The 24759-nt window shown below is 69.1% G+C and carries 23 protein-coding genes; 13 read left to right on the top strand and 10 right to left on the bottom strand.

The window, feature by feature from the left end; translation table 11 throughout:
• Positions 1 to 70 precede the first annotated feature (70 nt).
• The 4 genes from AB0H21_RS09780 (at position 71) to AB0H21_RS09765 (ending at position 3309) form a co-directional block, all read left to right on the top strand.
• Positions 71 to 658: a Uma2 family endonuclease gene (locus tag AB0H21_RS09780; protein ID WP_358513973.1), complete on the top strand. Its 588-nt coding sequence runs from the start codon at positions 71 to 73 to the stop codon at positions 656 to 658.
• 208 nt (positions 659 to 866) lie between these two features.
• Entirely contained in the window at positions 867 to 1421 is a 555-nt protein-coding gene (locus AB0H21_RS09775; RefSeq protein ID WP_358513971.1) for an MFS transporter, read from the top strand.
• A gap of 153 nt (positions 1422 to 1574) precedes the next feature.
• Positions 1575 to 2126 carry a copper chaperone PCu(A)C gene (locus tag AB0H21_RS09770; RefSeq protein WP_358513969.1) on the top strand — a complete coding sequence of 184 codons (552 nt, stop codon included), beginning with the start codon at positions 1575 to 1577 and terminating at the stop codon, positions 2124 to 2126.
• On the top strand, positions 2119 to 3309 hold the full coding sequence (locus AB0H21_RS09765; protein WP_358513967.1) for a Dyp-type peroxidase: 1191 nt from the start codon (positions 2119 to 2121) through the stop codon (positions 3307 to 3309). The genes AB0H21_RS09770 and AB0H21_RS09765 overlap by 8 nt, the downstream gene beginning before the upstream one ends.
• Before the next feature lie 361 nt (positions 3310 to 3670).
• Here AB0H21_RS09765 and AB0H21_RS09760 read toward each other — a convergent pair whose 3' ends face one another.
• The 6 genes from AB0H21_RS09760 to AB0H21_RS09735 all read right to left on the bottom strand — a co-directional run bounded on the left by AB0H21_RS09760 (position 3671) and on the right by AB0H21_RS09735 (position 8794).
• On the bottom strand, positions 3671 to 4711 hold the full coding sequence (locus AB0H21_RS09760) for an iron ABC transporter substrate-binding protein (protein WP_358513965.1): 1041 nt from the start codon (positions 4709 to 4711) through the stop codon (positions 3671 to 3673).
• A 392-nt stretch (positions 4712 to 5103) separates the two neighbouring features.
• Positions 5104 to 6822, bottom strand: coding sequence for a SulP family inorganic anion transporter (locus tag AB0H21_RS09755; RefSeq protein ID WP_358513963.1), 1719 nt, complete (start codon positions 6820 to 6822; stop codon positions 5104 to 5106).
• Complete coding sequence (locus AB0H21_RS09750) at positions 6819 to 7148, bottom strand: metalloregulator ArsR/SmtB family transcription factor (protein ID WP_358513961.1); 330 nt, start codon at positions 7146 to 7148, stop codon at positions 6819 to 6821. The genes AB0H21_RS09755 and AB0H21_RS09750 overlap by 4 nt, the downstream gene beginning before the upstream one ends.
• Complete coding sequence (locus tag AB0H21_RS09745; RefSeq protein ID WP_358513959.1) at positions 7148 to 7378, bottom strand: hypothetical protein; 231 nt, start codon at positions 7376 to 7378, stop codon at positions 7148 to 7150. Before AB0H21_RS09745 ends, AB0H21_RS09750 begins: the two co-directional genes overlap by 1 nt.
• Entirely contained in the window at positions 7375 to 7608 is a 234-nt protein-coding gene (locus tag AB0H21_RS09740) for a DUF3073 family protein (RefSeq protein ID WP_358513957.1), read from the bottom strand. Before AB0H21_RS09740 ends, AB0H21_RS09745 begins: the two co-directional genes overlap by 4 nt.
• Positions 7609 to 7900: 292 nt before the next feature.
• Positions 7901 to 8794, bottom strand: a complete 894-nt coding sequence (locus AB0H21_RS09735) for a helix-turn-helix transcriptional regulator (protein WP_358513955.1) — start codon at positions 8792 to 8794, stop codon at positions 7901 to 7903.
• 305 nt (positions 8795 to 9099) lie between these two features.
• Here AB0H21_RS09735 and AB0H21_RS09730 point away from each other — a divergent pair, with 305 nt between their 5' ends.
• The 3 genes from AB0H21_RS09730 to AB0H21_RS09720 all read left to right on the top strand — a co-directional run bounded on the left by AB0H21_RS09730 (position 9100) and on the right by AB0H21_RS09720 (position 13209).
• Positions 9100 to 10524: an aldehyde dehydrogenase family protein gene (locus AB0H21_RS09730; RefSeq protein WP_358513953.1), complete on the top strand. Its 1425-nt coding sequence runs from the start codon at positions 9100 to 9102 to the stop codon at positions 10522 to 10524.
• A gap of 101 nt (positions 10525 to 10625) precedes the next feature.
• Entirely contained in the window at positions 10626 to 11555 is a 930-nt protein-coding gene (locus AB0H21_RS09725; RefSeq protein WP_358513951.1) for an RNA polymerase sigma-70 factor, read from the top strand.
• A 718-nt stretch (positions 11556 to 12273) separates the two neighbouring features.
• Positions 12274 to 13209: a 5'-nucleotidase gene (locus AB0H21_RS09720; RefSeq protein ID WP_358513949.1), complete on the top strand. Its 936-nt coding sequence runs from the start codon at positions 12274 to 12276 to the stop codon at positions 13207 to 13209.
• Positions 13210 to 13479: 270 nt separating this feature from the next.
• On the opposite strand, the gene AB0H21_RS09715 is transcribed toward AB0H21_RS09720, so the two are convergent.
• Positions 13480 to 14166 carry a hypothetical protein gene (locus tag AB0H21_RS09715; protein WP_358513947.1) on the bottom strand — a complete coding sequence of 229 codons (687 nt, stop codon included), beginning with the start codon at positions 14164 to 14166 and terminating at the stop codon, positions 13480 to 13482.
• 395 nt (positions 14167 to 14561) lie between these two features.
• Here AB0H21_RS09715 and istA point away from each other — a divergent pair, with 395 nt between their 5' ends.
• Entirely contained in the window at positions 14562 to 15791 is a 1230-nt protein-coding gene (gene istA / locus AB0H21_RS09710) for an IS21 family transposase (RefSeq protein ID WP_358513945.1), read from the top strand.
• Complete coding sequence (gene istB / locus AB0H21_RS09705; protein WP_358513943.1) at positions 15791 to 16612, top strand: IS21-like element helper ATPase IstB; 822 nt, start codon at positions 15791 to 15793, stop codon at positions 16610 to 16612. The genes istA and istB overlap by 1 nt, the downstream gene beginning before the upstream one ends.
• Before the next feature lie 921 nt (positions 16613 to 17533).
• On the opposite strand, the gene AB0H21_RS09700 is transcribed toward istB, so the two are convergent.
• Together AB0H21_RS09700 and AB0H21_RS09695 are read right to left on the bottom strand one after the other, a co-directional pair.
• Positions 17534 to 18247, bottom strand: a complete 714-nt coding sequence (locus tag AB0H21_RS09700; RefSeq protein WP_358513941.1) for a creatininase family protein — start codon at positions 18245 to 18247, stop codon at positions 17534 to 17536.
• Complete coding sequence (locus AB0H21_RS09695) at positions 18244 to 19596, bottom strand: helix-turn-helix transcriptional regulator (RefSeq protein ID WP_358513939.1); 1353 nt, start codon at positions 19594 to 19596, stop codon at positions 18244 to 18246. The genes AB0H21_RS09700 and AB0H21_RS09695 overlap by 4 nt, the downstream gene beginning before the upstream one ends.
• Before the next feature lie 368 nt (positions 19597 to 19964).
• Here AB0H21_RS09695 and AB0H21_RS09690 point away from each other — a divergent pair, with 368 nt between their 5' ends.
• The gene (locus AB0H21_RS09690; RefSeq protein ID WP_358513937.1) at positions 19965 to 20324 is read left to right on the top strand and encodes a hypothetical protein; all 360 of its coding nucleotides are present in this window, start codon (positions 19965 to 19967) and stop codon (positions 20322 to 20324) included.
• The gene (locus tag AB0H21_RS09685) at positions 20321 to 20569 is read left to right on the top strand and encodes a hypothetical protein (protein ID WP_358513935.1); all 249 of its coding nucleotides are present in this window, start codon (positions 20321 to 20323) and stop codon (positions 20567 to 20569) included. Before AB0H21_RS09690 ends, AB0H21_RS09685 begins: the two co-directional genes overlap by 4 nt.
• A 165-nt stretch (positions 20570 to 20734) precedes the next feature.
• Here the strand turns inward: AB0H21_RS09685 and uvrB are convergent, their stop codons facing one another.
• A complete protein-coding gene (gene uvrB / locus AB0H21_RS09680) occupies positions 20735 to 22846 on the bottom strand; it encodes an excinuclease ABC subunit UvrB (RefSeq protein ID WP_358513933.1) in 2112 nt (703 codons plus the stop codon).
• A 205-nt stretch (positions 22847 to 23051) separates the two neighbouring features.
• On the opposite strand from uvrB, the gene AB0H21_RS09675 reads away from it, so the two are divergent.
• Both AB0H21_RS09675 and AB0H21_RS09670 read left to right on the top strand, forming a co-directional pair.
• The gene (locus tag AB0H21_RS09675) at positions 23052 to 24080 is read left to right on the top strand and encodes a hypothetical protein (protein ID WP_358513931.1); all 1029 of its coding nucleotides are present in this window, start codon (positions 23052 to 23054) and stop codon (positions 24078 to 24080) included.
• Positions 24077 to 24727: a hypothetical protein gene (locus tag AB0H21_RS09670; RefSeq protein WP_358513929.1), complete on the top strand. Its 651-nt coding sequence runs from the start codon at positions 24077 to 24079 to the stop codon at positions 24725 to 24727. Before AB0H21_RS09675 ends, AB0H21_RS09670 begins: the two co-directional genes overlap by 4 nt.
• The last annotated feature ends 32 nt before the right edge of the window (positions 24728 to 24759 follow it).

Here is a 24759-nt window from a genome sequence, read left to right as displayed (position 1 = left end):
GAGACTACAGAGAGTGGCAAGATAGGGGTGTCGCGTAAGGTCCGATCGTCAGCAGGAAGGAGATCACCGGATGACCACGGCTTTCCCCGAGTGGTTCTACCCGGGGCCGAAGGACGGGTGGACCGCCGACATGCTGGATCACCTTCCCCCAGACGCCCCCCGGCGCGTCGAACTGATCGACGGGTCCCTCATCGTGATGTCCCCCCAGACGCAGTTCCATATGCTGATGATCAACTTGCTCATCGACCGAGAGTTCGGCATCCGGCCTCCGGAAGACCTGGCCGTCGCCCGCGAGATGTCGGTGACCCTCGGGTTGAGGCAGCGCCCCGAGCCCGACGTGCTGGTGGTCAAGAGGGAGGCGCTGGAAGACCTCTCGAAGACCTCGTACTCTCCCAACGAGGTTCACCTCGTCGTCGAGGTCGTCTCGCCGGACTCCGAAGAGCGGGATCGAAGCGCCAAACCGATCAAGTATTCGAATGCTGGGATCAAGTTCCTCTGGCGCATCGAACTGGAAGAGCGCGACGCTGTGGCGTACACCTATGAGCTGGACCCCGCCATCAGGGCGTACGTCCCCACAGGCATCCACCGCGGCCACCTGCGCACCGACATCGGCTTCGAGGTGGACATCGACCTCGACCTACGCAAACTGACCGGCTGACCCTGCGCTTCGCGCGTTGTAGCGACGAACGCGCCCGCGGGCGGTCACCACGTGTGGCGTTCAGGCCGCGCGGTACGCGGGCGCGGGGCCGAATCTCGTCGAAATGTCCGCCTCGGCCATCTGTCGGCCCGCGCGGACTTCACGGTCGGGCCACACCGGAATCGGGGGCGGTATCGTCGCATGGGATGATTGCGGCGCCATGTCAGCCATGATCCCGCTTCGCGCCCTCAGGGCGGCCGTCTTCGCGATGGTCTCGATCATGCTCGGCATCGGCGCGCACAGGTTCGCGGGGGGATCCGTCTCGAGCCTTGCGATGCTCGCCGCCTGGGGGACGTCCTTCCTGCCCGCGTGGTTCCTCGCCGGGCGTGAGCGGACGCAGGTCGTGATCATCTCAGCGTTGGCCGTGACGCAGGCGGCGCTGCACGCCCTGTTCTCCCTGGCGCACACCGTCGACCCCGTCCTCTCCCACGATCACGGCCATGCCCACTCGGGGTTGATGCCCGGCTTCGGCATGCTGCTCATGCACGGATGGGCCGTCGCGCTGACGGCCCTGTGGCTGTCCCGCGGCGAGGCGGTCCTGTGGGCGCTGCTGCGGCGGCTCGCCGTCCGGCTGCTCGTCGCTTTCGCGGCTCCGCCCGACCCCGTCCACAGCGCGGTCGTCGTCCGTCCAGTCGAGCGGCGCATCGTCGTGCGCTCGGTTCTGCTCGGCCATGAGATGGGCCGGCGCGGCCCGCCTGGCGCTGTCCGTACCGCTTCCGCCTGAGCCTGCCAGATCCGGCGAGATCCTACCGATCTTTCCTGTTCCGGCCTGCTCCGGCGCGGTACTCACGATTCCTCTCACCCTGCCTGCCCGCGGGGTGCCGTCGGCGTGCGCGCCGACCCGACATCGTGTCACAGCACCAGAAAGGCCTTTTCCATGTTCTCCCGTACCATCGTCGTCATCGCCGGTCTGGTGGTCCTCGCCGCCTGCGGAACCGACCAGACCGCCTCCCCAGAGACGACGACGCCCGCCGTGGCCGCCTCCTCGACCCCGGCCCCCTCCCCTTCGGCGACCGCGGCGCTCAGCATCACCGATCCCTGGGTGAAGACCGCCAAGAAGGGGATGAGCGCCGCGTTCGGCACCATCGTCAACAACACCGGCGCCGACATCACGGTCCTCTCCGGCGCGACGCCGCTCTCCCCCAAGATCGAACTGCACGAGGTCGTCGAGTCCAAAGGCAAGATGGTCATGCAGCCGAAGAAGGGCGGGTTCGTCATCCCCGCGCACGGCACCCACGTCCTGGAGCCCGGCGGCGACCACATCATGCTCATGGACGTCGCAGAAGAGGTGAAGCCGGGCGCGGAGATCCCCTTCACCCTCACCCTCGCCGACGGCGGCACCTTCGCCTTCACCGCCATCGGCAAGGACTTCGCCGGCGGGAACGAGGACTACCAGGGCGGCATGGACATGGGCGGCGGCAATGGCTGACCAACCGGCCCGGATCACCCCCACGGCCGCGCTGACGCGACGTCGCCTGTTCACCGGAGGTGCCGCGATGGCGGCGGGCGCGGTCGCCGCGGGCACCACGTCCAGGGCGCACGCCGCCGAGGGCACCCCTGTCACCGACGGCACCGCCACCGAGCCGTTCCACGGCCCTCGGCAGGCCGGGATCTCCACCCTGCCCCAGGCGCACGCCGTCTTCGCCGGGTTCGACCTGCGGAAGGGAGTGGACCGGGACGGGATCTCACGGCTGTTGCGGCTGCTCACCGACGACGCCCGGCGGCTCACCCAGGGCCGACCGGCGCTGGCGGACACCGAGCCGCACCTGGCGCTGCTGCCCGCGCGGCTGACCGTCACCTTCGGCTTCGGCCCCGGCCTGTACGGGGCGGCGAAAGTGGACGGACGGCCCGCCAGCTTGCCGGCGTTCGTCGTCGACCGGCTGGAACCCCGCTGGAGCGGCGGCGACCTGCTCGTGCAGATCTGCGCGGACGATCCGCTGACCGTCGCGCACACCCTGCGGATGATCGTCAAGGACGCCCGCTCGTTCGCGACGGTCCGCTGGACCCAGCGGGGTTTCCGCCAGGCGGCGCACTCCCAGAAACCGGGCCTGACCCAGCGCAACGTGATGGGCCAGCTCGACGGGACGGGCAACCCGGTCCCCGGCACACCGGAGTTCGAGAGAATCGTGTGGGCACCGGACGGCGGCACCACCCTCGTCCTCCGGCGGATCCGTACGAACCTCGAGAAGTGGGACGAGGCCGACACCGTCGCCAAGGAGTTCACCATCGGCCGCAAGCTGGCCGACGGCGCTCCGCTGACCGGGCGGCTCGAACACGACGAACCGGACTTCACGCGGCTCAGCCCAGCGGGGTTCCCCGTCATCTCGGAGTACGCCCACATCCGCCGCGCCCGTCCCGAGGATCCGGCCGTACGCATCCTGCGCCGTGTCTACAACTACGACGAGGGCGTCACCCGGGACGGCGTGGCGGACTCCGGGCTGGTGTTCGCGTCCTTTCAGGCCGACGTCGCCCGCCAGTTCGTCCCGATCCAGCGCCGCCTGGCCGAGGCCGACCTGCTCAACGCCTGGGCGACGCCGATCGGCTCGGCCGTCTTCGTCATCCCGCCGGGATGCGGGCCGGACGGCTGGATCGGCGAGACCGTCCTGACCTGAGCCGGCGTCGATGGTCACACCGGCGAGGTGCCCCCGGGCACCTCGCCGGTCGGGGTCCGGGCGGCCGGCGGACGTTCCTGCTCACCGGCCTCCCGACGTAATGCGCGGACCCTCACCTCATCGCGTGAGAAGTTCCAAGGGCGTTCCCGAGGCACCACCCGTTCGGCCGTCCGCCTGGAGAGGGTGAGGGCCTCCGGCTCGGGCATGCCGCATCGCCGGGTATGAGGCCGCCACGACCAATTGGTCGGCTAAGCCCAGAACGATGGCACACGCCGCCAGGCGCACAGGGCGAGCAGGAGCGGAGGGCACGGCCCGTCGTGGCGTACCCTCCGTCGTGCGATCCCGCGTAGGGCGGTGCGGGTCAGAGCAGGCCCGCCTGCTGCATCAGCTCGATCACCTTGGGCCCGTTGAGCGCGGACAGCTCGATGTCGGGCGGGCTGAGCTCGCCGAGCGGCTTGAGCTTCGGGTTGGTGGGCACCTCGGAGGAGATCGAGTACTCCAGCGCGTCGCTGTCCGCCAGCACCTGCTGGCCGTTCTTGCCGGTGAGGAACTTCACCAGGGCCTGCGCCTCGGCCGGGTGCTTGCTGGACTTGAGCACGCCGGCGCCGGAGACGCCCACGAACGCCCCGGCGTCCTTGGCCGGGAAGAAGTGCAGCTCGACGTTCTTGCTGTTGGTGCCGGCCTCGGCGCGGTCCTGGTACCAGTAGTAGTGGTAGATAACGGCCGCCTGGATCTCACCGGCGTTGACGGCCCGCATCGCCGCCCCGTTGCCCTGGTAGATCTTCGCGTTCGCCTTCAGTCCCTTGAGCCACTCAGCGGTCGCGGCCTCGCCCTTGACCGCGAGGACGGCGCTGACGATGGCCTGGAAGTCCGCGCCGCCCGCGGCGACGCCGAACCTGCCCTTCCACTTCGGATCGGCCAGATCCATGATCGACGCGGGCAGCTCGTCCTGCTTGAGCTGCTGGGAGTTGTAGGCGAACACCGTCGAGCGTGCCGCGAACCCGACCCAGTCGCCGGTCGAGGGGGCGTACTGCTTGCCGACCTGCGCCAGCGTCGCCGGGTCGACCTTGGCGAAGCCGCCCTTGCTCGCGACCAGCGTCATCGCCGGCGAGTTCTCGGTGACGAAGACGTCGGCCGGGGACGCCGAGCCCTCCTGGACGATCTGGTTGGCCATGTCGGGGTCCTCCCCCGACCGCATGTCCACCTTGATCCCGCTCTCCTTGGTGAACGCGTCCACCATGAGCTTCATCAGGTCCTCATGCTGGGCGTTGTAGAGCGTGATCGTGGCCTTTTCCGGGGAGGCGGGCGCACTCGCCGTGCTGGAGCCGTCCGTTCCTCCGCAGCCCGCCACGCCGAGCGTTGCGGCGAGTGCGACCAGCAGAGCCCGGCCAATCCTGCGCATTTCTGATCTCCTGATAAAAGTAAAGAAGAGGAGCCTGGCCACGACTCCGACTACAGTGCTGTAGAAGTTAGCTGAGCCTAACCTAAGCAAGAATGGCGCGGCAAGCGTGCCCGTGGCCGGAAGGTCTTCGGCCACAGCTCGCGGGGCTTCGCCGCCTACGCCGGATTGCCGCTGGAGCGGTTCCGCGAGGGAGCGCAGACCAGCCTCTGGTGGCCGCGGCGGCGCTTGTGGCCGGCCATGCCGGTGGGGATCGCGCTGCTCATCCTGGTCGCCATCTGGGGGCCGTACGACCTCGCCCTCGACCTGCGACACCTCCTCGTCCTGGCCTACATCGGCCAGGAGACGCCCTGTTGAGCCCCCGGACTGAGTGCCACGGGCGGGCCTTGCCTCGCCTACGGGCCGAGATCGGCCTTGACGGCCGTCCGATCGGTTCCCGGGGTGGAGGCGGGGAGCAATCCGTGGTGGTGCAGGAGGGTGCGGGCGTGGGTGATGGCGGTGGGGGTGTCGGGGAAGACCAGACCGTCGCGGTGAAGGTGGTCGGCGATGCCGAGGGCGGCCAGGACCTGGGTGTGCCCGGGTTTGATGCCGGAGATCAGGACGGTGATGCCGCGGCGTTCCATGCGGGTGATGGCGTCGCCGAGGATCTGGGCGCCGGTGGCGTCCAAGGTGGTGATCCGTGACATCCGCAAGATGACCACGCGGACGTCGGCGACTTCGGAGAGCTCCAGCAGGAAGCGGTGGGCGGCTGCGAAGAACAGCGGCCCGTCGAACCGGTAGGCGACGATGTGCTCGCTCAGCAGCCGCTGTTCCTCCGCGCTGTGGTCACCGGCCTCGAGCGGGACCTGCTCGAGCCGGGACGTCCGGACGACCGCGCGGAGCGCGAGCACCACGGCCAGGCCGAGACCGACGGCCACCGCGGTGATGAGGTCGAATACGACGGTCACGATGAAGGTCAAGGCGAGCACGACGGCGTCGCCGCGGGTCGCGCGGGCCAGCGCGCGCAACGAGCCGACCTCGATCATGCGGACGGTGGTGGCCAGCAACACCCCGGCGAGCGCCGCGAGCGGGATCCGGCCGACCAGGGGTCCGGCGGCGAGCACGATGCCGGCGAGGACGGCGGCGTGGGTGAGCGCGGCCAGCCGGGACCGGGCCCCGGCGCGCACGTTCACCGCGGTTCGGGCGATCGCGGCGGTCGCCGGCACGCCGCCCAGGATGGGCGTGGCGAGGTTGGCGATGCCCTGCCCGAACAGTTCCCGGTCGGGGTCGTGTTTCTCGCCGACGCTCATGCCGTCGGCGACGGTGGCGCACAACAGGCTCTCCAGCGCCGCCAGCGCGGCCACCGCCAGCGCGGACGGCAGAAGCGTTCCCACCATGCCGGGATCGAGGAAACCGAGCGAGGGGGCGGGCAGCCCGGCCGGCAGCGTCCCGATCCGGGCGACGTCGAGCGAGAACACCTGAGCGCCCAGCGTCGCGGCGGCGACCCCGAGCAGAGAGAACGGCACACCCGGGCGCAGCCGGGCGCCGGCCAGCATCAAAGCGGCCACCGACAACGCCATGACGGGCGCGACCGGCGTCGGATCGGCCGCGAAGCGCGCGAAGGCCGAGGCCGCGACCTGCCACACCTTCTCACCGCCTCCGGCCGCCACGCCGAGCGCGGCGGGGACCTGCTGCAGCGCGATGACCACGGCGATTCCGGCCGTGAACCCCTCGATCACCGAGGTCGGCAGGAGCTGGGCGAAGCGCCCCACCCGCAGCGCGGCCAAGGCCAGTAACAGCAGCCCGGCCAGCAGCCCGACCATCAGCACGCCGTTGGTGCCGTAGGTGTGCACGATCGGGACGAGTACGACGGTCATCGCACCGGTCGGGCCGGACACCTGCAGGTTGCTGCCGCCGAAAATGGCCGCGAGCGCGCCGGCGACGATGGCGGTCACCAAGCCGGCCTGGGCGCCGAGCCCGGAGGAGACCCCGAACGCCAGCGCCAGCGGCAACGCCACCACCGCGACGATCAGCCCCGCCACCAGGTCCCGACCCGGTGAGCGGCGCGCGGCGGTCCAATCCGACCGTCCAGGCAGCAGGTCCGGCAGCCGCCGCACGACTTCCTGCGGCCTCACGTCGCCTGCTCCAGCTCGGCGAGCAGTTCATGCTGGTCGGCCAGCAACTCGGTGAGGATCCGCCGGGCCGCCCGCATCATCTCCGACACGTCCGCCCCGGCCAGCTCGTAGACGACGGTCGTCCCGTCCCGCCGGGCGGTGACCAGGCCCGCCCGTCGCAGCACCGCCAGCTGCTGTGACAGATTCGGCGCCTCCACGTCGATCGCGGCCAGCAGCTCCCGGACCTGCTTCGGTCCCTCACACAGCAGTTCCAGCACCCGGATGCGCAGCGGATGGCCGAGCGTTTTGAACAGCTCGGCCTTGGCCTGGTAGAGCGGGACCGGCATCACACGGCCCTGCCCTCGACGCCCTCGACGCCCTCGACGTTCTCGCCGGCGGGTTCGGCCGCCGGTTCGGGTGCCAAGACGACACCATGGGCGGCGGCCAGCCGTTCCAGTTCCTCCACCTCCGCGGCATGCGTCCGCACGCCGAAGTCATCGCCGTCCCGTTCCGCCGCGGCCGATGCCTGGCGCGCCGCCGCCAGCCGCTGCCGGAGGCTCTCCTCGAAGGCACTCATGCGCCCGGCTTCCCTCCACGATCCGGGCCCGGCTCCGCGTCCAGGCCGAAGTTGACGTCCGCGTCCAGGTCCGCGTCCGCTTCGCTCACGCCGTCGTCCGGCTCCGCGTGTGCGGCGGGCATCGCATCGACGCCCAGCTCCCGCCGCAGCGCTTCCAGATCACCGCCACCGCTGTACTTCAACGCACGGGCGACCTTCACCTGCTTGGCCTTGGCACGACCACGTCCCACCCGGCATCGCCTCCTCACCGACACGTCACCGTTGTTGCGATTATAGAGAATTAAGAAAATCTGCAACCAGCACCCCCGCCTGCCCGTGGCTCGCGGCCGATCGCCGCTGCGGATCCGGCAGAGCGCCACCGCGGCCGTGCCCTTCGCCGACACCCGGGACGTGGACCTCGTGACCCTGCTCTGTCGGCTTCGCCACGACCTTCGACCCGATCAGGCCGGTCCCGCCGACTGTCACGATCTTCGTGACGAGCCTTCCCGCCCGCCGGGGCGCCTGGTCGCCCTCGGCCGCCGACTAAGGCAGGACGGCCCTCCGGCCTGTGACAGGCCCGGCGAAATCACTCCCCCGACCTGCCTGAACGGGGTACTCGCCGATGACGGACAGCAGGCGCAGTTTCTCGTGGCTCTCACTGCCCGCGGGCGCGGTGTAGACGACGAGCGACTGGGACTGGTCGGGATCGACCAGGGTCTGACAGTGCAGTTCGAGCAGGCCGAGCCGCGGGTGCCGGACACGTTTGGGCGGGCAGTACAGGCCGGCGACTGGGTGCTCGCGCCACAGCGCGGCGAACTCGGCGCTCTCGGCGAGCAGTGCCTCGACGATCGCCGCCACTCGCGGGTCCTCGCGGTCGCGTGTGTACATGCCGTGCAGGTTCGCCGCGATCAGCCTGCTGTGCGCCGGGTGGTCGTCGTCGGGATAGATGGATCGCGCGGCGGGGTCGGTGAACCACCGGTAGTGCGCGCTGCGGGCCATCCCGGTACGGAGGGTCTCATCGCCGATCAGCGCCTTCGACAGCCGGGTCTGCCTCAGCGTCTCTCCGAGGTGGTTCACGACCTGGGCGGCGGCGTCCTCCAGGCCGTCGAAGATGCGCATCATGCCGGGGTTGATGTGATCGGCGCTCGGGATTCGCCGCGGGGTGGCGTAGCCGGCGAGCCGGAACAGATGGTCGCGTTCCTCGAGGGACAGGCGCAGTCCGCGGGCGAGGGCGGCGAGCATCTGCTCCGACGGGTGGGGCCCGCGTCGCTGCTCCAGCCTGCTGTAGTAGTCGACCGACATGTCGGATAGCACGGCGACCTCCTCCCGGCGTAGCCCGCCCGTACGCCGCCGCCCGCCACGAGGGAGCCCCACGTCCTCGGGCTGCAACTCCTCCCGGCGGCTTCGCAGGAACTCGGCGAGTCGAATCCTGTCCACGATGGTCGTTCTCCTCTGGCGTGGTCGAAGCGGGCGAACGGGACACGGACCTGCCTGCGGGAGGCCACCCGTACGACCGCCGGCACCCGGGCGGCGGTCCGCGCGAGCGCCACGGAACCGCCCGGGCGTTCCTGCTCGGAGAACACCCTCTGACCAGGAATGTTTCCCCATCGAATATCACGGGGCAGGCAGCCCGTAGCCATGTTCCGCCGATCCCTGGATCGGCGAAGCGGGGCCGGAGCCCGGCCGGAGCCCCGGACCGGGGGAACATTCCTCCGGCCGCGCCCCGCTGCCACGGTCGTCGCATGAGCACATCAACGCTGAACGCAGAAGCCCACTGGATCGGTGGCCGGGCCGTGGCCGGGTCCACCCTCATGATCGACGTGGTGAACCCGGCGACCGATGAGGTCATCGCCCAGGTGCCCGAGGGCACCGCGGCCGACGTCGACCGGGCCGTGGCCGCGGCGACCGCGGCCTTCCCCGGCTGGGCCGCCACCGACCCCGCCGAACGCGCACGGATCGTCGGCCGCGTCGCGGACGGGCTGCGAAGCCGGGCCGACGAGATCGCCACCACGATCACCAGCGAGATGGGCGCCCCCATCGCCCTGTCCCGGATGGCACAGGCGGCGTTCCCGGTCGCGGTGGCGGAGTCCTTCGCCGCGCTCGCCCCCACTTTCGACTGGACGGAACAGATCGGCCATTCGCTCGTGGTACGCGAGCCGATCGGAGTCGTCGGAGCCATCACGCCATGGAACTTCCCGCTCCAGCAGGTCGTCGCCAAGATGGCGCCCGCCCTGCTGGCCGGCAACACCATGGTCCTCAAGCCGTCGGAGATCGCGCCGCTGACGGCGGCGATCCTGGCCGAGATCACCGCCGGGGCGGGGCTGCCCGCCGGCGTGCTCAACATCGTCCATGGCAGGGGTGCGACCGTCGGCGCCGCCATCGCGGCTCATCCCGGCATCGACATGGTGTCGTTCACCGGCTCGACCCGTGCGGGCAGGCAGGTCTCCGCCGCCGCCTCGCACACGGTCAAGCGGGTCGCGCTCGAACTCGGCGGCAAGTCCGCCAACGTCATCCTCGACGACGCCGACCTCACCGAGGCGGTCACCCGTGGCGTGGCCATGGCCTTCTCCAACGGGGGCCAGGTCTGCGGTGGGTGGCCGCGCATGCTGGTCCCGGCCGCGCGGCAGGACGAGGCGGTCGAACTGGCCGTGGCCGCCGCCGCCACCTACGTCGTCGGCGACCCCACCGACGAGGCCACACAGGTCGGCCCCATGGCCTCCGAGCAGCACCGGCGGCGCGTCGACGAGTACATCGGGCGGGGCGTCGCCGACGGCGCCCGACTGGTCTTCGGCGGTCCCGGACGGCCGGACGGGCTCCCCGAAGGCGCGTACGCACGGCCGACCATCTTCGCCGGCGTCGCGCCGGACGCCGTGATCGCGCAGGAGGAGATCTTCGGCCCCGTCCTGACCATCATCCCGTACACCTCCGACGACCAGGCCGTGGAGATCGCCAACGGCACGATGTACGGGCTCACCGGCGCCGTGTTCGGCGGCCACGACCGCGCGATGGCGATCGCCCGCCGGCTGCGCACCGGCCAGGTCGACGTCAACGGCGCCCACTGGAACGTTCTCGCCCCGTTCGGCGGGTACAAGCAGTCCGGCAACGGCCGCGAGTTCGGCCGGTACGGCCTGGAGGAGTACCTCGAGACCAAGTCCATCCAAAGCTGATCCTCCCGCGCCACGCACCGCGCAGCGGCGGGGCCCGTCCAGGACGGGGTCCCGCCGGTGGGACCATCGACGGAGAGCGCGCGGCGGCGGGACAGGGGGCGATGGCGGTGGCGGACGCCGGATCGGGCGGGCCGGAAGGTCTCGAACAGGCCGCGGAGGTCTTCGCCGGAGTACGGCCGCGCCTGTTCGGGATCGCCTACCGGATGCTGGGCAGCGCCACCGAGGCCGAGGACCTGGTGCAGGACGCCTGGCTGCGCTGGCAGGCCTACGACCGCGCCACGGTGGACAATCCGGCCGCGTTCCTGGCGACGACGATCACGCGGCTGGCGATCAACGCCGCGCAGTCCGCTCGCGCCCGCCGCGAGACCTACGTCGGCCCATGGCTGCCCGAGCCGGTCGACACCGCCGCGGATCCGTACCTCGGCGCGGAGCGTGGTGAGGCTCTGGAGTTCGCGGTCCTGCTTCTGCTGGAGAGGCTGACGCCCACGGAACGGGCGGCCTACGTGCTACGGGAGGCGTTCGAGTACCCCTACCGGCAGATCGCCGACATCACCCGGCTCAACGAGGCGGCCGTACGCCAACTCGTCAGCAGGGCCCGCAAGCGCGTACTGGTCGAACGACGCACGCCCGTGGCCAGGGCCGACCAACGCAGGCTGCTGACGGCGTTCGTCACCGCCGCCCGGGCCGGGGATCTAGCCGCGCTGGAAGAGCTCTTCGCCGCGGACGTGATCAGCTACTCCGACGGCGGCGGCGCCGTGCGCGCCTCCCGTTTCCCCGTGGTGGGGGCGTCGCGGGTGGCGAGGTACGTCAGGGCGTTCGCGGACCGCTTCTGGGCCGGCGTCGAGGTGACGTGGGCGAGCACGAACGGGCAGACCTCCGCGCTGCTGAGCCGCGACGGAGAGGTGCTCGCAGTCCTCACGGTCACCGCCTCGGCGCAGGGCATCGACCAGGTGCTGTGGATGATGAATCCGGCCAAGCTCACCGCCGCGTCCCCCACGTCCGAACCACCGCACGCCACGTCCGGCCCATAGCCCTGTGCGCGCCGCCGCTCTCTGGCGGGAGCCGCCCGGAACAGTGGCCGGGTGCCGGGCTATTTCGCGTCCGCGGCGACATTCCCTGTTGGATGCACACTTTCGGATGAACATCGGGGCGCATACGCGTCGCGCACGGCGTCCCTCTAGCGGGCCCTGCCGATTTGCGGAAGCGTCACTCGTACTGCTTTTCGATGTGCCCGCCGCGAAGTTCGCAGGGCCATTATCAGTATGCGCCGATGTTGCCGCTCTCATGCACGCTAAAAGGACGCCAGGCTGGTCAGTGCGAGGGATCATCGGTGCAGGAGGTTCCCGCCCACCCTGCCCGCGCCTCCACCGCGAGGGGCTGCTCGCCCCTCGCCGCGGAAAATCTCTTGTATGCGTGCCGGTGATGTCATCTGACGCATAGGACGCGACTGCCCTATAGCAGCCGAGTACGACAAAACCGCCGCCGCTTGCCGCCCCTACTCCCACGTCTTCCACATCTTGCGGCTCCTGCGGAATTGTCGGTCGGCCAGGCTAGCCTCTGGTCATCCAAGGAGCGGGCCGAACCGTTATTCCTTGTCGCAGGTCACCGGAGAGGAAAACAGTGGGATTGTTACGTGGAAACGGCCGCCGAATCACGGGTCTGGTGGCGGTCATCGCCCTGATGTCGGGTGTGTTTGTTCCGGCGGCGGATGCCGCAGGTGCGCTCGAAAAGGGCGACATCCGGAACGCCGTGTCCGCCTCCGTGGCGGAGGACGTCACGCCGCCGCCCGGGGAGGGTGACGAGCCGGCGCAGAACCTCGTCGGGAAGGTCACCATCCTCTTCGAGCGGACCAACCCGTCGAAGTGCCCGGTGACCTTCAAGGTCCACGGCTCGTTCGAGGGGCTTCCCGACGGCGCGCAGGTCGTCCAGTACCGCCTCGTCGGCACCGATGGGTGGAAGACCGTCAACGTGCCGGCCGACCACGGCGCCGTGTTCAGCACCGTACTGGAGACGCTCTACTGGGAGTGGGACTGGGAGAGGCCGGGCAAGTACTCGGTGCAGATCGAGATCAGGCAGCCGGACGGCCTCAGATCCAACAGCCTCTACTACTTCAAGTGCGGGATGCCCGGCGAGGAGGAGACGTTCGGCGAGACCGCCGAGACCATCCCGCTGACCGCCAGTGGCGGCCCGCTGGCCGAGCTGGTCGCCGATGCCTACCTGGACGCGGTCAAGGACATGTCCGGCGCGGAGGTCGCCCTGGTCACTAAGTACGGGATCCACGCGGACCTGAACGCGGGGCCGGTCACCTACGAGGAGGTGTGTGCCACCCAGTCGTCCGGGCTCGCCGTGGACGTGAACGCGATGACCGGCGCGCAGCTCAAGCAGTTGCTGGCGTACCAGAATCCCTCGGGCTGGGTACTCACTCCCTCGTCCTCACTTCGCTACACGGTGGAGGGCGGTGTGGTCACCGAGATCACGCTGAACGGCGCGCCGGTGACCGACATCCAGGTGATCAAAATCGCCGCCACCTACATCCTGATGGGCGGCTGGCAGGGCTTCCCGAGATGGCAGGGAAGCACCACCGTCTACCTCGGGGGGCAGGACGACCAGGGAGCGCTGGCGTCCTACCTGGTGAAGAATTCCCCGGTCCACGCGCCGAGCGGCGACCGCGTCACCATTCGATGAGCGACACCCGATCGGCCGAGCGGGCATAGCGCCGGACGGCCGGGACATATCGCCGGGCGGAATGCATTCCGCCCGGCGATTCGAGCGGCACGCCGCGGGGCGGCGCGGCCCAAATAGGCACGGCTGATCAAGGACCTGGCCTCAGGGACCGTCCGGTTCACGGCCGCGTCCAAAGGCTTGGGCAGTGGCCGCGTGCGACCAAGTTCTGCCACGCACGGAATCGCCGAGCGCTCAGGTCGTCGAGCACGGGGACCAATCGTGTCAGGGGGACTAACGTGGCCTTCTGAAGTGCCTGTAGGGCGGATACGCCTTGAAGGAGATGTCGATCTCCGGCCCGCGTGCGGCGGGGTCGGCTCTCAGGTGACCGGTGAGCGTCGTGATCAGGGCGGGCTGGCCCTTGGCCACGCCCTTCTCCATCGGCCCCCATCCCGCCGCGACCGCGAGTTCCATGGCGGCGGCCGCGAAGACGCCCATGCTCCCGACGAGGAACAGCGTGCGTTCGTGGGTAACGGGCTTGAGCCAGTCCCTCATATCCGCGTGACCGGCGCGTTTCTCCCACGCGGCGGCGTCCCGGGCGGTCCGCCCCTCGTCCGTGCGCACCGTGAGCGCCGTGCCCCCGGTCAGTCCCCGCCGCAGCGACGGCCACTTCGTGACCCGCAGCCCCAGCGAATGGTGTATCAGCACCAGGTCGACCCGCCCGCCGCAGCCCAGCAGGAAATCCTCTTCCCCGTCGATGGGCACGCCGTCGCGCAGGGGAACGTGCACGACCGTGTGACGCGAGTAGGCGGCCAAGGAGAACAGGCCAGCCAGACGCGACAGCCCGTCGTGGTCACCGACCAACCAGCCGTACCCGGCCGGATCCGCAAGCGCGGTATGCCGCAGCGGCGCCCAGGGCCGCACCACCCGGCACTCCGACGCGCCGATCCGCCCCTGAAACCGCCGCAACCTCAACCGCATGCCCACCATCCCATGCGGCGAGCATCTCGGCTCTGGCACCCATCGGGCAAACGAATACCGACCCCAGAACAGCCGGCCGGACGGAGGGCACTTCGGCGCCGGGCGGCGCCATCATGCACGGCGCCCCTCCTTCCTGTCCACTGAATCAGGGCGAGGGCCTGCTTGGACTGGCCGCATCACTGCCGATCTCCGTGAAAATCCGGAAATAACCCCTTAGGGCAAGGCCGTGAAGTTAAGGCCTTAGGGCTGGTGGCAAGGGACGGTCTCGATCTGATGGACCGCCGGACATGGGAAGCGGAGCCCCGATAGAACGGCTTGTCCGCCTGTCGACGACGGGTGAAAACTGACCCTGTGGCGACGGCCGAAAACTGACCCCCTTCAGTCCACTCTGGAGGGTGATCAAGGTGGAGGACTGGGCGGAGATCCGCCGGTTGCACCGGGCCGAGCAGATGCCGATCAAGGCGATAGCTCGGCGGCTGGGCATGTCGAAGAACACCGTCAAGCGGGCGCTGGCGGCCGATGAGGTGCCCAAGTACCGGCGGGCGGGTAAGGGGTCGATCGTCGACGCGGTGGAACCGCAGATCCGGGCGCTGCTGGCCGACTTCCCGCGCATGCCGGCGACGGTGATCGCCGAGCGGATCGGCTGGGAACGTTCGATGACCGTGCTCAAGGATCGGATCCGGCTGCTGCGGCCGGTCTACCAGCCGGTGGATCCTGCGTCGCGGACGACGTACCAGCCCGGCGAGCTGGCGCAATGCGATCTGTGGTTCCCGCCGGTGAAGGTGCCGCTGGGAGCCGGGCATCGCGGCAGCCCGCCGGTGCTGGTCATGGTCTTGGGGTATTCGCGGTGGCTGATGGCTCGAATGCTGCCCTCCCGGAAGGCCGGGGACCTGTTTGCCGGCCACTGGGCGCTGCTGTCGGGGCTTGGCGCCGTGCCCAGGACGCTGGTGTGGGACAACGAGAGCGCGATCGGTCAGTGGAAGGCGGGCCGTGCGCAGCTGACCGCGCAGGCGCAGGCGTTCCGCGGAGTACTGGGGATCGCGATCTGGCAATGCCGCCCGGGCGATCCGGAGGCCAAGGGGCTGGTGGAGCGGGCCAACGGCTATCTGGAGACCTCGTTCCTGCCGGGGCGTGGTTTCGGCTCCCCGCACGACTTCAACGCGCAGCTGGCCGAGTGGCTGGGCAAGGCCAACGCGCGCCGTCATCGCCGTCTGGAGTGCCGCCCGGCCGACCGGCTGCACGCCGATCTGGCGGCGATGGTGGCGTTGCCGCCGGTCGCGCCGACGGTCGGGTGGCGGACCTCGACCCGGCTCCCGCGCGATCATTACGTGCGGATCGCCTCCAACGATTACTCGGTGCATCCCTCGGCGATCGGCCGGCTGGTGGAGGTCATCGCCGATCTGGAGCAGGTCAGCGTGACCTGCGGTGGCCGGCCGGTGGCCCGGCACCGGCGTTGCTGGGCGTCCCATCAGACCATCACCGATCCAGCGCATGCCAAGGCCGCCGCCGCGTTGCGCGGCGGGGCGCGGTTGCGGGCTCCCACCACCGGCCCTCCCGAGGTCGAGGTCGAGCAGCGCCCGCTCAGCGACTACGACGCCCTGTTGACGGCCGAGGGGGTGGCCTGATGGCACGCGCGCCGGCCACGACCACCACGGCGGCCGCCGGTGGCTCACGCAACCTCCATGCCGAACTGGCGTATCTCACCCGGGTACTCAAGGCGCCATCGCTGGCGGCGGCGGTGGAACGGCTCGCCGGGCGGGCCCGGGCCGAGTCCTGGAGCCATGAGGGGTTCCTGGCCGCCTGCCTGCAGCGGGAGGTCGCAGCGCGGGAATCGCACGGCGGTGAAGCACGGATCCGCTCGGCCCGTTTCCCCGCCCGCAAGGCGCTGGAGGACTTCGACTACGACCACCAGCGCAGCCTCAAACGCGACGTCATCGCGCACCTGGGCACGCTGGACTTCGTCGCCGCCCGTGAGAACGTGGTGTTCCTCGGCCCGCCGGGCACCGGAAAGACCCACCTGTCGATCGGCTTGGGTATCCGCGCCTGCCAGGCCGGCCACCGGGTCGCCTTCGCCACCGCCGGCCAGTGGGTGGACCGCCTCGCCGACGCCCACATCCGGGGGACACTCCAAGACGAGCTGACCAGGCTGTCGCGGATCCCGGTCCTGATCGTGGACGAGGTCGGCTACGTCCCGTTCGAGCACCAGGCCGCCAACCTGTTCTTCCAACTGGTCTCCAGCCGTTACGAGCGGGCCAGCCTGATCGTCACCAGCAACAAACCGTTCGGACGCTGGGGAGAGGTGTTCGGCGACGACGTCGTCGCCGCGGCGATGATCGACCGCCTCGTCCACCACGCCGAGGTCATCAGTCTGAAGGGAGACAGCTACCGCCTCAAGAACCGCGACCTGGGCCGCGTGCCCGCGGCCGACCACAGCAACGACCAGTAACGATCAATCGCAACGGAGGGGTCAGAATTCAGACGACGCCAGGGGGTCAGCATTCAGCCGCCGTTGACATACGTCAGCCGGTCGCCGCTCCACGGGCATTGGACGCCAAGGGTCACAGACGGGCTTGAGCCGTAGGAGCTGGCCTGCTGGGCTTGCCCGGGTCGATGGCAGGAGGGATGCGCGGGCTCTATATCAGCCACCTATGGCCCGCGCTCTTCAGCTCGGAGGCATCCCGGAGCCGGAGCGCCCCCGCCGGAGGCATGAATTTCGAGATTCTCGCCCCGCGAGCTAAGACCCGACATGTAGGGTCGCACTTGTCAAATCGGACCTGGCACACCTCTGGGCAGAGGAGCGCGGCCAGCGTTCGGGCGACACCCCAGGTTCAACGCCTACGAGCAACAGGCGCGCCGGGTCACCTAAGAGGGAGACCTGGCGTTTTCGTTTATTGGGAGGAGGTGGAAGAGGTAGTGGAAGGGATTGCGGCCGAGGTAGGGCAAACGGTACGGCAGGCTATAGAGAGCTGGCACGGTACCGGCCGCCTTGTCGTGCTCATGATGGGCGCAGCACTGGCGGTAGGGCTGTTTGTTGCGATTCAGCGATCTCCACGGATCGCGGCCTAGCGACACAGAGGCTGTGTGCTGTGCAACACCACAACGCAGTACCAGCTTCTGCATGCCTTGGTTTAGGAAGCCACCTACTGGAGCGTAGCTGCTGCCGAAAGAGCGGCTCACTTTGCGATGCCCTGTCACTGCCAGTGGCCAGGCATAGGGGCCAAGGCGGTGCCAGCGAATGGTGAGCGGCCAGAGCTGCTGACGGCCGGGAGCGGCCCCCAGGCCGCGTGCGCGGCCGGCGAGCGGGCGACGGGCCGCGCTGCCGCCTTGATATTCACACGAACAATTCGGCAGTGATCTCGGTGATTGCTCAGCGGTTGTCGAGCAGGTGCGAGACGGCGGCGAAGCTGCGGGTGAGGGAATCGAGTACGGTTTTGCCTTTTTCGGCGGTGCCGAGGGATGGGCGGCCGATGACTCCGCTGGTCGTGTAGGCCTGCATGCCGCTGATGAGGAGATGCCGGCGGTCGGGGGCGGTCCAGTCGGCGGACTCGTAGCCTTCGCGTACCAGCTCTGGGTGTGCGTAGAGCAGGATGGAAGTTTCGATTTCGCCGGCGTGCATGTCTTCGTACATGCTCGTGGTGAGCTGGGCCGCGTCTCTGGCTTCGGCCCAATCTTCCTTGGCGGGGAACAGGGCCATGTTCTTGCCTGCAGCGTTGGCTTCTTGTACGACGTTGCCCAGGACGTAGTTTCCGCCATGGCCGTTCACGATCACCAAGGCTGAGATACCTGATCGGGTGACCGAGTCGTATACGTCGTTGACAATGGCGTAGAGCGTCTGAGACGAGATGCTGACGGTGCCTCGCCATTTGCTGTGTTCATGCGAGCAGGAAATGGTCACTGGCGGAAGGACAAAAACGTTGTAGGCGTCGGCGATTTCTCGCGCTATCAGGGATGCGACGACAGTGTCCGTGATGAGCGGGAGGTGGTGACCGTGCTGCTCGAAGCTTCCTACGGGGAGGATGGCAAGCGATGCGTTTCGTGCTTGCTCATCGGTCGTGGTGGCTGTGGTCAGCAGGTGGTTCACCAGGGTCCTTCCGACGTGGTGGGCGCACTCGGGGGTGCGGTCACGATGTCGAGCCTGGTGAGCAAGTCTGCCACATCGTCTTGTGCCGACCATTTGGCGAGACGGCGGCGCAGGGTCTTGAGCTGCGACAATACCCGGCCTGAACCGAGGACGTGGGTCAAGGTGAGGGCGTCGTCGGTGGCCAGACATGCCCGCTCCGGCTCATCTGCGACGGCGTAGGCAGTGGCGAGGCGGGCGAGGCAAAGGGCTTGGTCACGTACCTGCGAGGTCTCGATCCAGCGCGATCGGCTGTCCTCGAAGATCGGTAGAGCGTTCGCGGCCCGGCCCAGCAGCAGCCAGGAGGCCCCGGCTTCCATCTCGATGTACGCGGGCGTGCAGTAGCGGGCGCGGTCCGACTCCTCCTGGTTCACACCTGCGATGGCTTCGGAGAGTGCGGCTTCGGAGTCTTCGGCGAAGCTACTGAGATCGCCGAGGTGGGCGTGAGCGTTCGCGCGGGCGCGTAGGACTACCGCTCTCAATCGCGGGGTGAGCGCGCCCGCGTTGGTGAGAGCCGCGTTTGCCAGACCAAGGCCGTGGGCGTGGTCGCCTGATTCTGCGGCGATGTTGCTCTTGCGCATGAGGATGTAGGAGATGACATGGTGATCGCCCATCTCCATCGCGTAGTCCAGCGCTTTGTTCGTCCATCTCATGGCTTCGATGTAGTTTCCGGAGTCCTGGTATAGCCATCCGAAGAATTCCAGGAACTCACTTCCGAAGCTGAGTGCTTCATGACGATCGGTGCCTTTGGCCACTTGGCAGACGCGTTCGATGATCGGTACTTGTCCGATGATGGATCGCATGAGGAGCTGAGGGCCCATCATCGCCTCGGCCTCGATCTGCGCGGTGAGGATGCGGCGCAGTCCCGTCACGATTGGAGCGCTCGTGGCGCTGGTCAGGCTTCTCAGGCTGATGTGCTGCGCCGTAAGACCCGGGTCGGCATCCACTTCGGACGGTTGATCAGATGGGGGCGTAGGGGAAGGGCTGAGGGGACGGCCCGTCATGGCGCCTGCCTCTGCGGAGACGGGCGCCAACCCGAGGGAGATCCGCGCGGGGTCCGGCATGGCCAGACCAGCGGCGATCCGCTCGAAGACGTCCAGACGGCTGACCTGTATCGCGCCTTTCATGATTTCGCTGACTTTGCCCTGACTGAAGCCGGTAGCGATACCTATAGCTGTCTGGCTCATACCGGCGTACTGCCGCACCAACCGCAAGACATGGCCCATGTCGCGGGCGCGTAGAGCGGCGATCATCGCAGGTAGTTGCCAGACGGATGCGGGGACCTTGCGGGGGTCTGCCGAGCCTGCGGGCATCCGGTGACTTCCTTTCAGGTCGGAGGGTGCATCTACTGGGCAATTTCGACGATATGTGCTGACGGCTATCCCGCGACGGGATACCAGCATCCCGCTTGTGGATGCCCCTGTGGGATGTATCGCGCTAACTCGGTTGCACATTCTTGATGCCATGTCTCTTCACGAGGAGCAAACACCAGAAAAGTGCCGTGCATGCAGAAGTAGGGGCTGGCGCTACATCCGGGCGCATCGCGCAAATGGTGCGGTTCGGCTGGACGGCCGGCCGGTAGAGCTGCGGCGGGTGGAGTGCTTTGACTGTCACGGTCCTCGCAGTGAAGCGGCTTAACGAACTCAATCTCAATCCTCCCGGCTGAAGGGACGTCGGTGTCATGGCGACCACATACGACTCTGTCGAGCAGTCCACCGCCGCTTACTACGGCGCGTTGCTGGGCGGGCTCGGTGACGCACTCCGGAAGCACGGCATCATCGGCCGGGTAGTCCGGGTCATTCGGCTCCGACTGCGGTTCGAGGACTACTCAGCACCTGAGTACGTCCCTCCGGTGCTCGAAGTACGCGGGGCCGATGGGCGGGTGCGAGCGACGGTGACGGTCGTCCGGGGGGCGAGTGAGCCGGCCTACTCGGTGCGCCCGGCAGACGGTGACAGGTACTACCTGTTCCCGGTGTCTGAGGGTGCTTTGGCGCTGGCCTTTGTGCTGGGCCGAGCCAAGGACTGGCAGTTGACGCGGTGAGCGCTCCGAGCCTTGACCAGCTTCAGCAGCGTCACGGGCGTACCTGGCAGATCATGGACTTCTTCGGCGGGTGGATCGCCATCCGGCGTCATTCCTGGTCGGCTCGCGCCGAGCGGTTCGGCATCCGTAACGTCCTAGGCGCCGACACCCTGGCCGAGCTCGCGGTACGGCTGGATGAGCAATCTCAGGGCGAAGCGCGGCGTAACGGTCTCTTTCTGCACGGGTCCGCCCGCGATGCCGGATGAGTGCAGGGTGAGATCTACGCGCGCCGGAGGCCCGAGGAAAACAGCCCGAGCCGGAGGCGAGGACCATTTCCGAGATGGGTTGCCCCAGAGACGTCCTTGTGCGTACGTGGGCGGGTGGCCCCTCGCTTGTAAGGCGAGTGCTCACTGGCCGGAACCGGGTGGCTTTCAGTGGACGCCGGCTTCGCGCATGTCCCTGAGTTCGCGCTTGAGTTCCTTGATCTCGTCGCGGAGGCGGGCAGCCACCTCGAACTGCAGGTCAGCGGCGGCCGTGTGCATCTGTTCGGTCAGGGACTGGACCAGGGACTCGAGCTGGGCGCGGGGCATCTCGCCCGCGATGGTCTTGGCGTGCTGGCCGACCTGGCGGGCGGGGGCCATGCCGGCGACGGGGGCCTTGCCGCGACTCTGCTGGCGGCCCGCGCCGAGCAGGCGGTCGGTGTCGGCGTCCTCGCGGGCGAGCGAGTCGAGGATGTCGGCGATCTTCTTGCGCAGCGGCTTGGGATCGACGCCGTTGGCCTCGTTGTAGGCGATCTGCTTGGCCCGGCGCCGGTTGGTCTCGTCGATCGCGCGCTCCATGGACGGGGTGACGCGGTCGGCGTACATGTGGACCTGGCCCGAGACGTTGCGGGCGGCGCGGCCGATCGTCTGGATCAGCGAGGTCTCGCTGCGCAAGAAGCCTTCCTTGTCGGCGTCGAGGATGGCGACCAGGGAGACCTCGGGCAGGTCGAGGCCCTCGCGGAGCAGGTTGATGCCCACCAGGACGTCGAACTCACCCATGCGCAGCTCGCGGAGCAGTTCGATGCGGCGCAGCGTGTCGACCTCGCTGTGGAGGTAGCGGACGCGGATGCCGAGCTCCAGCAGGTAGTCGGTGAGATCTTCGGCCATCTTCTTGGTGAGGGTGGTGACCAGGACGCGCTCGTCCCTGTCGGCGCGCTCGCGGATCTCGTGGACCAGGTCGTCGATCTGGCCCTTGGTCTGCTTGACGACGACCTCGGGGTCGACCAGGCCGGTCGGGCGGATGACCTGCTCGACGACCTCGCCCTTGCTGCGGCCGAGCTCGTACGGCCCCGGCGTCGCCGACAGGTAGACGGTCTGGCCGATGCGGCCGAGGAACTCCTCCCACTTGAGCGGCCGGTTGTCCATCGCCGAGGGCAGGCGGAAGCCGTGGTCGACGAGGGTGCGCTTGCGTGAGGCGTCGCCTTCGTACATCGCGCCGATCTGCGGCACGGTCTGGTGGGACTCGTCGAGGACGAGCAGGAAGTCCTCGGGGAAGTAGTCGAGCAGGGTGTTCGGCGCGGAGCCGGCCTCGCGGCCGTCGATGTGCCGCGAGTAGTTCTCGATACCGGAGCAGGTGCCGACCTGGCGCATCATCTCGATGTCGTAGGTGGTGCGCATGCGCAGCCGCTGGGCCTCCAGCAGCTTGCCCTGCTTCTCCATGGTGGCGAGCGTGGCGGCGAGTTCGGTCTCGATGTCGCGGATCGCGCGCTCCATGCGCTCGGGGCCGGCGACGTAGTGGGAGGCCGGGAAGATGTACAGCTCCTGGTCCTCGGTGATGACCTCGCCTGTGAGGGGGTGGAGCGTGGAGAGCTTCTCGATCTCGTCGCCGAACATCTCGATGCGCACGGCGAGCTCTTCGTACTGCGGGATGACCTCGATCGTGTCACCGCGCACGCGGAAGGTGCCGCGGGTGAACGACAGGTCGTTGCGCGCGTACTGCATGTCGACCAGGCGGCGCAGCAGCCGGTCGCGCTCGACCTCCTGCCCGACCTTGAGCCGGACCATGCGGTCGACGTACTCCTGCGGCGTGCCGAGTCCGTAGATGCACGACACCGAGGCGACCACGACGGTGTCGCGGCGCGTCAGCAGCGAGTTGGTCGCCGAGTGGCGCAGCCGGTCGACCTCGTCGTTGATCGAGGAGTCCTTCTCGATGTAGGTGTCGGTCTGCGGGACGTACGCCTCCGGCTGGTAGTAGTCGTAGTAGGAGACGAAGTATTCGACCGCGTTGTTGGGCAGCATCTCGCGCAGCTCGTTGGCGAACTGGGCCGCGAGCGTCTTGTTGGGCTGCATCACCAGGGCGGGCCGCTGCAGCCGCTCGATCAGCCACGCCACCGTCGCCGTCTTGCCGGTGCCCGTGGCGCCGAGCAGGACGTTGTCCCTCTCTCCGCCCTTGACGCGGCGCTCCAGCTCGGCGATGGCCGTCGGCTGGTCACCGGAGGGGGTCATGTCGGTGACGACCTCGAAGGGCGCCACCCTGCGCTGCAAATCTGTTACCGGCCTCACACCTCCATAACCTACGCCGAGCCACCGACATTTCCGGGGCGCTCGCCGGACCGCCCCGGCCGGTCCCCCGCGCGGGCGCGCCCGGCGCGGCGGGACACCCGTCAACACTGGCTATCCCATGCGCTACTGGTCCAACTTTGACCATGTCGTTACCATGACGGCGGGGCTGACTTATCGTCGAGGCGGGGCGGGCGCTGTGGGGCGCATGGGGAAGTTCGTGGCATGGCTGGGCAAGAACGCCGACGGCGTCATCGCCCTCCTGCTGGCCGTGTTCATCGCCTTCCTCGGCCTGGCCTCCGGCGACCGCATCCTGGGTCAGGACAAGAGCGATCTGATCAACGGCGTGACACTGCTGGTGCTGGGCCTGCTGACCGCCGCGATCCTGCGCGACCGCTGGCGTCAGGAGCCCATGGAAGAGACGATCAAGGAGAACTTCCGCACCACCTCGGGCGCCCTCGCCGACCTCCCCGCGCGGCTGGACCGCCTGGACCGCCTGGAGGCGGTCGTCGAGAGCGCACGCCGCGTGCTGGACGACCTGCAGGCCGTTCAGGTGCTCAACGGCGCCGACGAGATCGCCGAGGCGCACGCCGAGGCTCGCCGCGCCACCGACCGCTGGAGCTTCAAGGGCGGCACGGGCACCTACGTGCGCGCGGTGACGCTGCCCGACCTGGTCGTCGCCGCCCGCAGGGAGCGCCGGGCGCTGCTCATGCGCCTGGAGATCATCGACCCGACCCACATCGGCGTGTGCGAGGCGTACGTGCGCTTCCGCCGGTCGGTGTCCGAGGCCCCCGACGGCACCGGCGAGTACTGGACGGTCGACCGCACGCGCAAGGAGTCGTACGCGACGATCCTGGCGGCGTGCTGGCACCGCCAGCGGTTCAGCCTGCTGGACATCGACCTCGGGCTGTCGTCCACGATGACGACGTTCCGCTGGGACCTGTCGGCGGGCTTCGTCATCATCACCGTCGAGGACCCGAACCGCGCGCTCATGAGCAGGCGGGGCAGTTTCTACTATGACCACTGCGCCACCGAGCTGATGTCCAGCCTGGACCAGACGCGGCGGGTCCCCATCGAGGCGGCGAAGGCCGCCCCCCTCAGCGACGAGCCCACCGTCGACGAGACGCGCAAGCTGTTCGAGGTGCTCGGCCTCGGCCTGCCGAAGTCGTACGGGGACCGCGACGTCGTCGAGATCATCCGCAAGGCCATCCGCGCGAAGAATCCTTATTCGGTATGAGGTACCAGGAGCTGCACGACGAGCTGACCTCGGGCGTCGTCTCCAGGTCGATCCTCCGCTGGGCGACGCGCCTGCTGGAGGACGTCGCCGCGGGCCGTTCCGCGGTCAGGGCGGTCCGGCACCCGCTCGGCTTCGTCTGCCTGCCGGTGGAGCGCGGCGGCGCGCGCGGCGTCTGCGTCCACCTGTGGTCGGGCGACCTGCCGAGCGCGGGCAACACGACCTCCGAGGTCCACTGCCACAGCTGGGATCTGGTGAGCTACGTGCTGTACGGCCAGGTGCGCAACGAGCTGGTGGGCGTGACCGACCGCGAGACGGGGGCGACCCACCGGGTGCTGGAGGTGGTCAGCGCGGGCGGTGTGGACGACATCCACCCGACGGGCCGCACGGTCACCTACACCGAGGGCGCCGCGGGGGTGTACCGCACGGGCGACGTCTACACGCTGCCCGCGGGGGTGTTCCACCGCAGCGTGATCCCCGAGGGCACCGACACCGCGACGATCGCGCTGGGCGACGGGCGCCCCGGCGCGGCCGACCTGTCCCTGGGCCCGCTCGGCACGCGCTCGCACCGCGTGACGAGGGAACGCTGCGACGATGAGGAGACCGCCCGGGCCGCCCGGCTGGCGGCGGACCACCTGGCGCGCACCTAGCGCCGACCAGCCCGGACCGGCACCGGCCGGCC

The organism is Sphaerisporangium sp. NPDC051011 (assembly GCF_040653595.1).
GTDB lineage: Bacteria > Actinomycetota > Actinomycetes > Streptosporangiales > Streptosporangiaceae > Sphaerisporangium.
The sequence above is the reverse complement of the archived record's forward strand: the minus strand, read 5'-3'. Positions and strand labels throughout refer to the sequence as shown.

What these genes read in the sequence shown, in the direction of transcription:
- AB0H21_RS09780 (WP_358513973.1), top strand. Translation starts at nt 71, where the DNA reads ATGACCACGGCTTTCCCCGAGTGGTTCTACCCGGGGCCGAAGGACGGG.
- AB0H21_RS09775 (WP_358513971.1), top strand. Translation starts at nt 867, where the DNA reads ATGATCCCGCTTCGCGCCCTCAGGGCGGCCGTCTTCGCGATGGTCTCG.
- AB0H21_RS09770 (WP_358513969.1), top strand. Translation starts at nt 1,575, where the DNA reads ATGTTCTCCCGTACCATCGTCGTCATCGCCGGTCTGGTGGTCCTCGCC.
- AB0H21_RS09765 (WP_358513967.1), top strand. Translation starts at nt 2,119, where the DNA reads ATGGCTGACCAACCGGCCCGGATCACCCCCACGGCCGCGCTGACGCGA.
- AB0H21_RS09760 (WP_358513965.1), bottom strand. Translation starts at nt 4,711, where the DNA reads ATGCGCAGGATTGGCCGGGCTCTGCTGGTCGCACTCGCCGCAACGCTC.
- AB0H21_RS09750 (WP_358513961.1), bottom strand. Translation starts at nt 7,148, where the DNA reads ATGCCGGTCCCGCTCTACCAGGCCAAGGCCGAGCTGTTCAAAACGCTC.
- AB0H21_RS09745 (WP_358513959.1), bottom strand. Translation starts at nt 7,378, where the DNA reads ATGAGTGCCTTCGAGGAGAGCCTCCGGCAGCGGCTGGCGGCGGCGCGC.
- AB0H21_RS09730 (WP_358513953.1), top strand. Translation starts at nt 9,100, where the DNA reads ATGAGCACATCAACGCTGAACGCAGAAGCCCACTGGATCGGTGGCCGG.
- AB0H21_RS09725 (WP_358513951.1), top strand. Translation starts at nt 10,626, where the DNA reads ATGGCGGTGGCGGACGCCGGATCGGGCGGGCCGGAAGGTCTCGAACAG.
- AB0H21_RS09715 (WP_358513947.1), bottom strand. Translation starts at nt 14,166, where the DNA reads ATGCGGTTGAGGTTGCGGCGGTTTCAGGGGCGGATCGGCGCGTCGGAG.
- istB (WP_358513943.1), top strand. Translation starts at nt 15,791, where the DNA reads ATGGCACGCGCGCCGGCCACGACCACCACGGCGGCCGCCGGTGGCTCA.
- AB0H21_RS09695 (WP_358513939.1), bottom strand. Translation starts at nt 19,596, where the DNA reads ATGCCCGCAGGCTCGGCAGACCCCCGCAAGGTCCCCGCATCCGTCTGG.
- AB0H21_RS09690 (WP_358513937.1), top strand. Translation starts at nt 19,965, where the DNA reads ATGGCGACCACATACGACTCTGTCGAGCAGTCCACCGCCGCTTACTAC.
- AB0H21_RS09675 (WP_358513931.1), top strand. Translation starts at nt 23,052, where the DNA reads ATGGGGAAGTTCGTGGCATGGCTGGGCAAGAACGCCGACGGCGTCATC.
- AB0H21_RS09670 (WP_358513929.1), top strand. Translation starts at nt 24,077, where the DNA reads ATGAGGTACCAGGAGCTGCACGACGAGCTGACCTCGGGCGTCGTCTCC.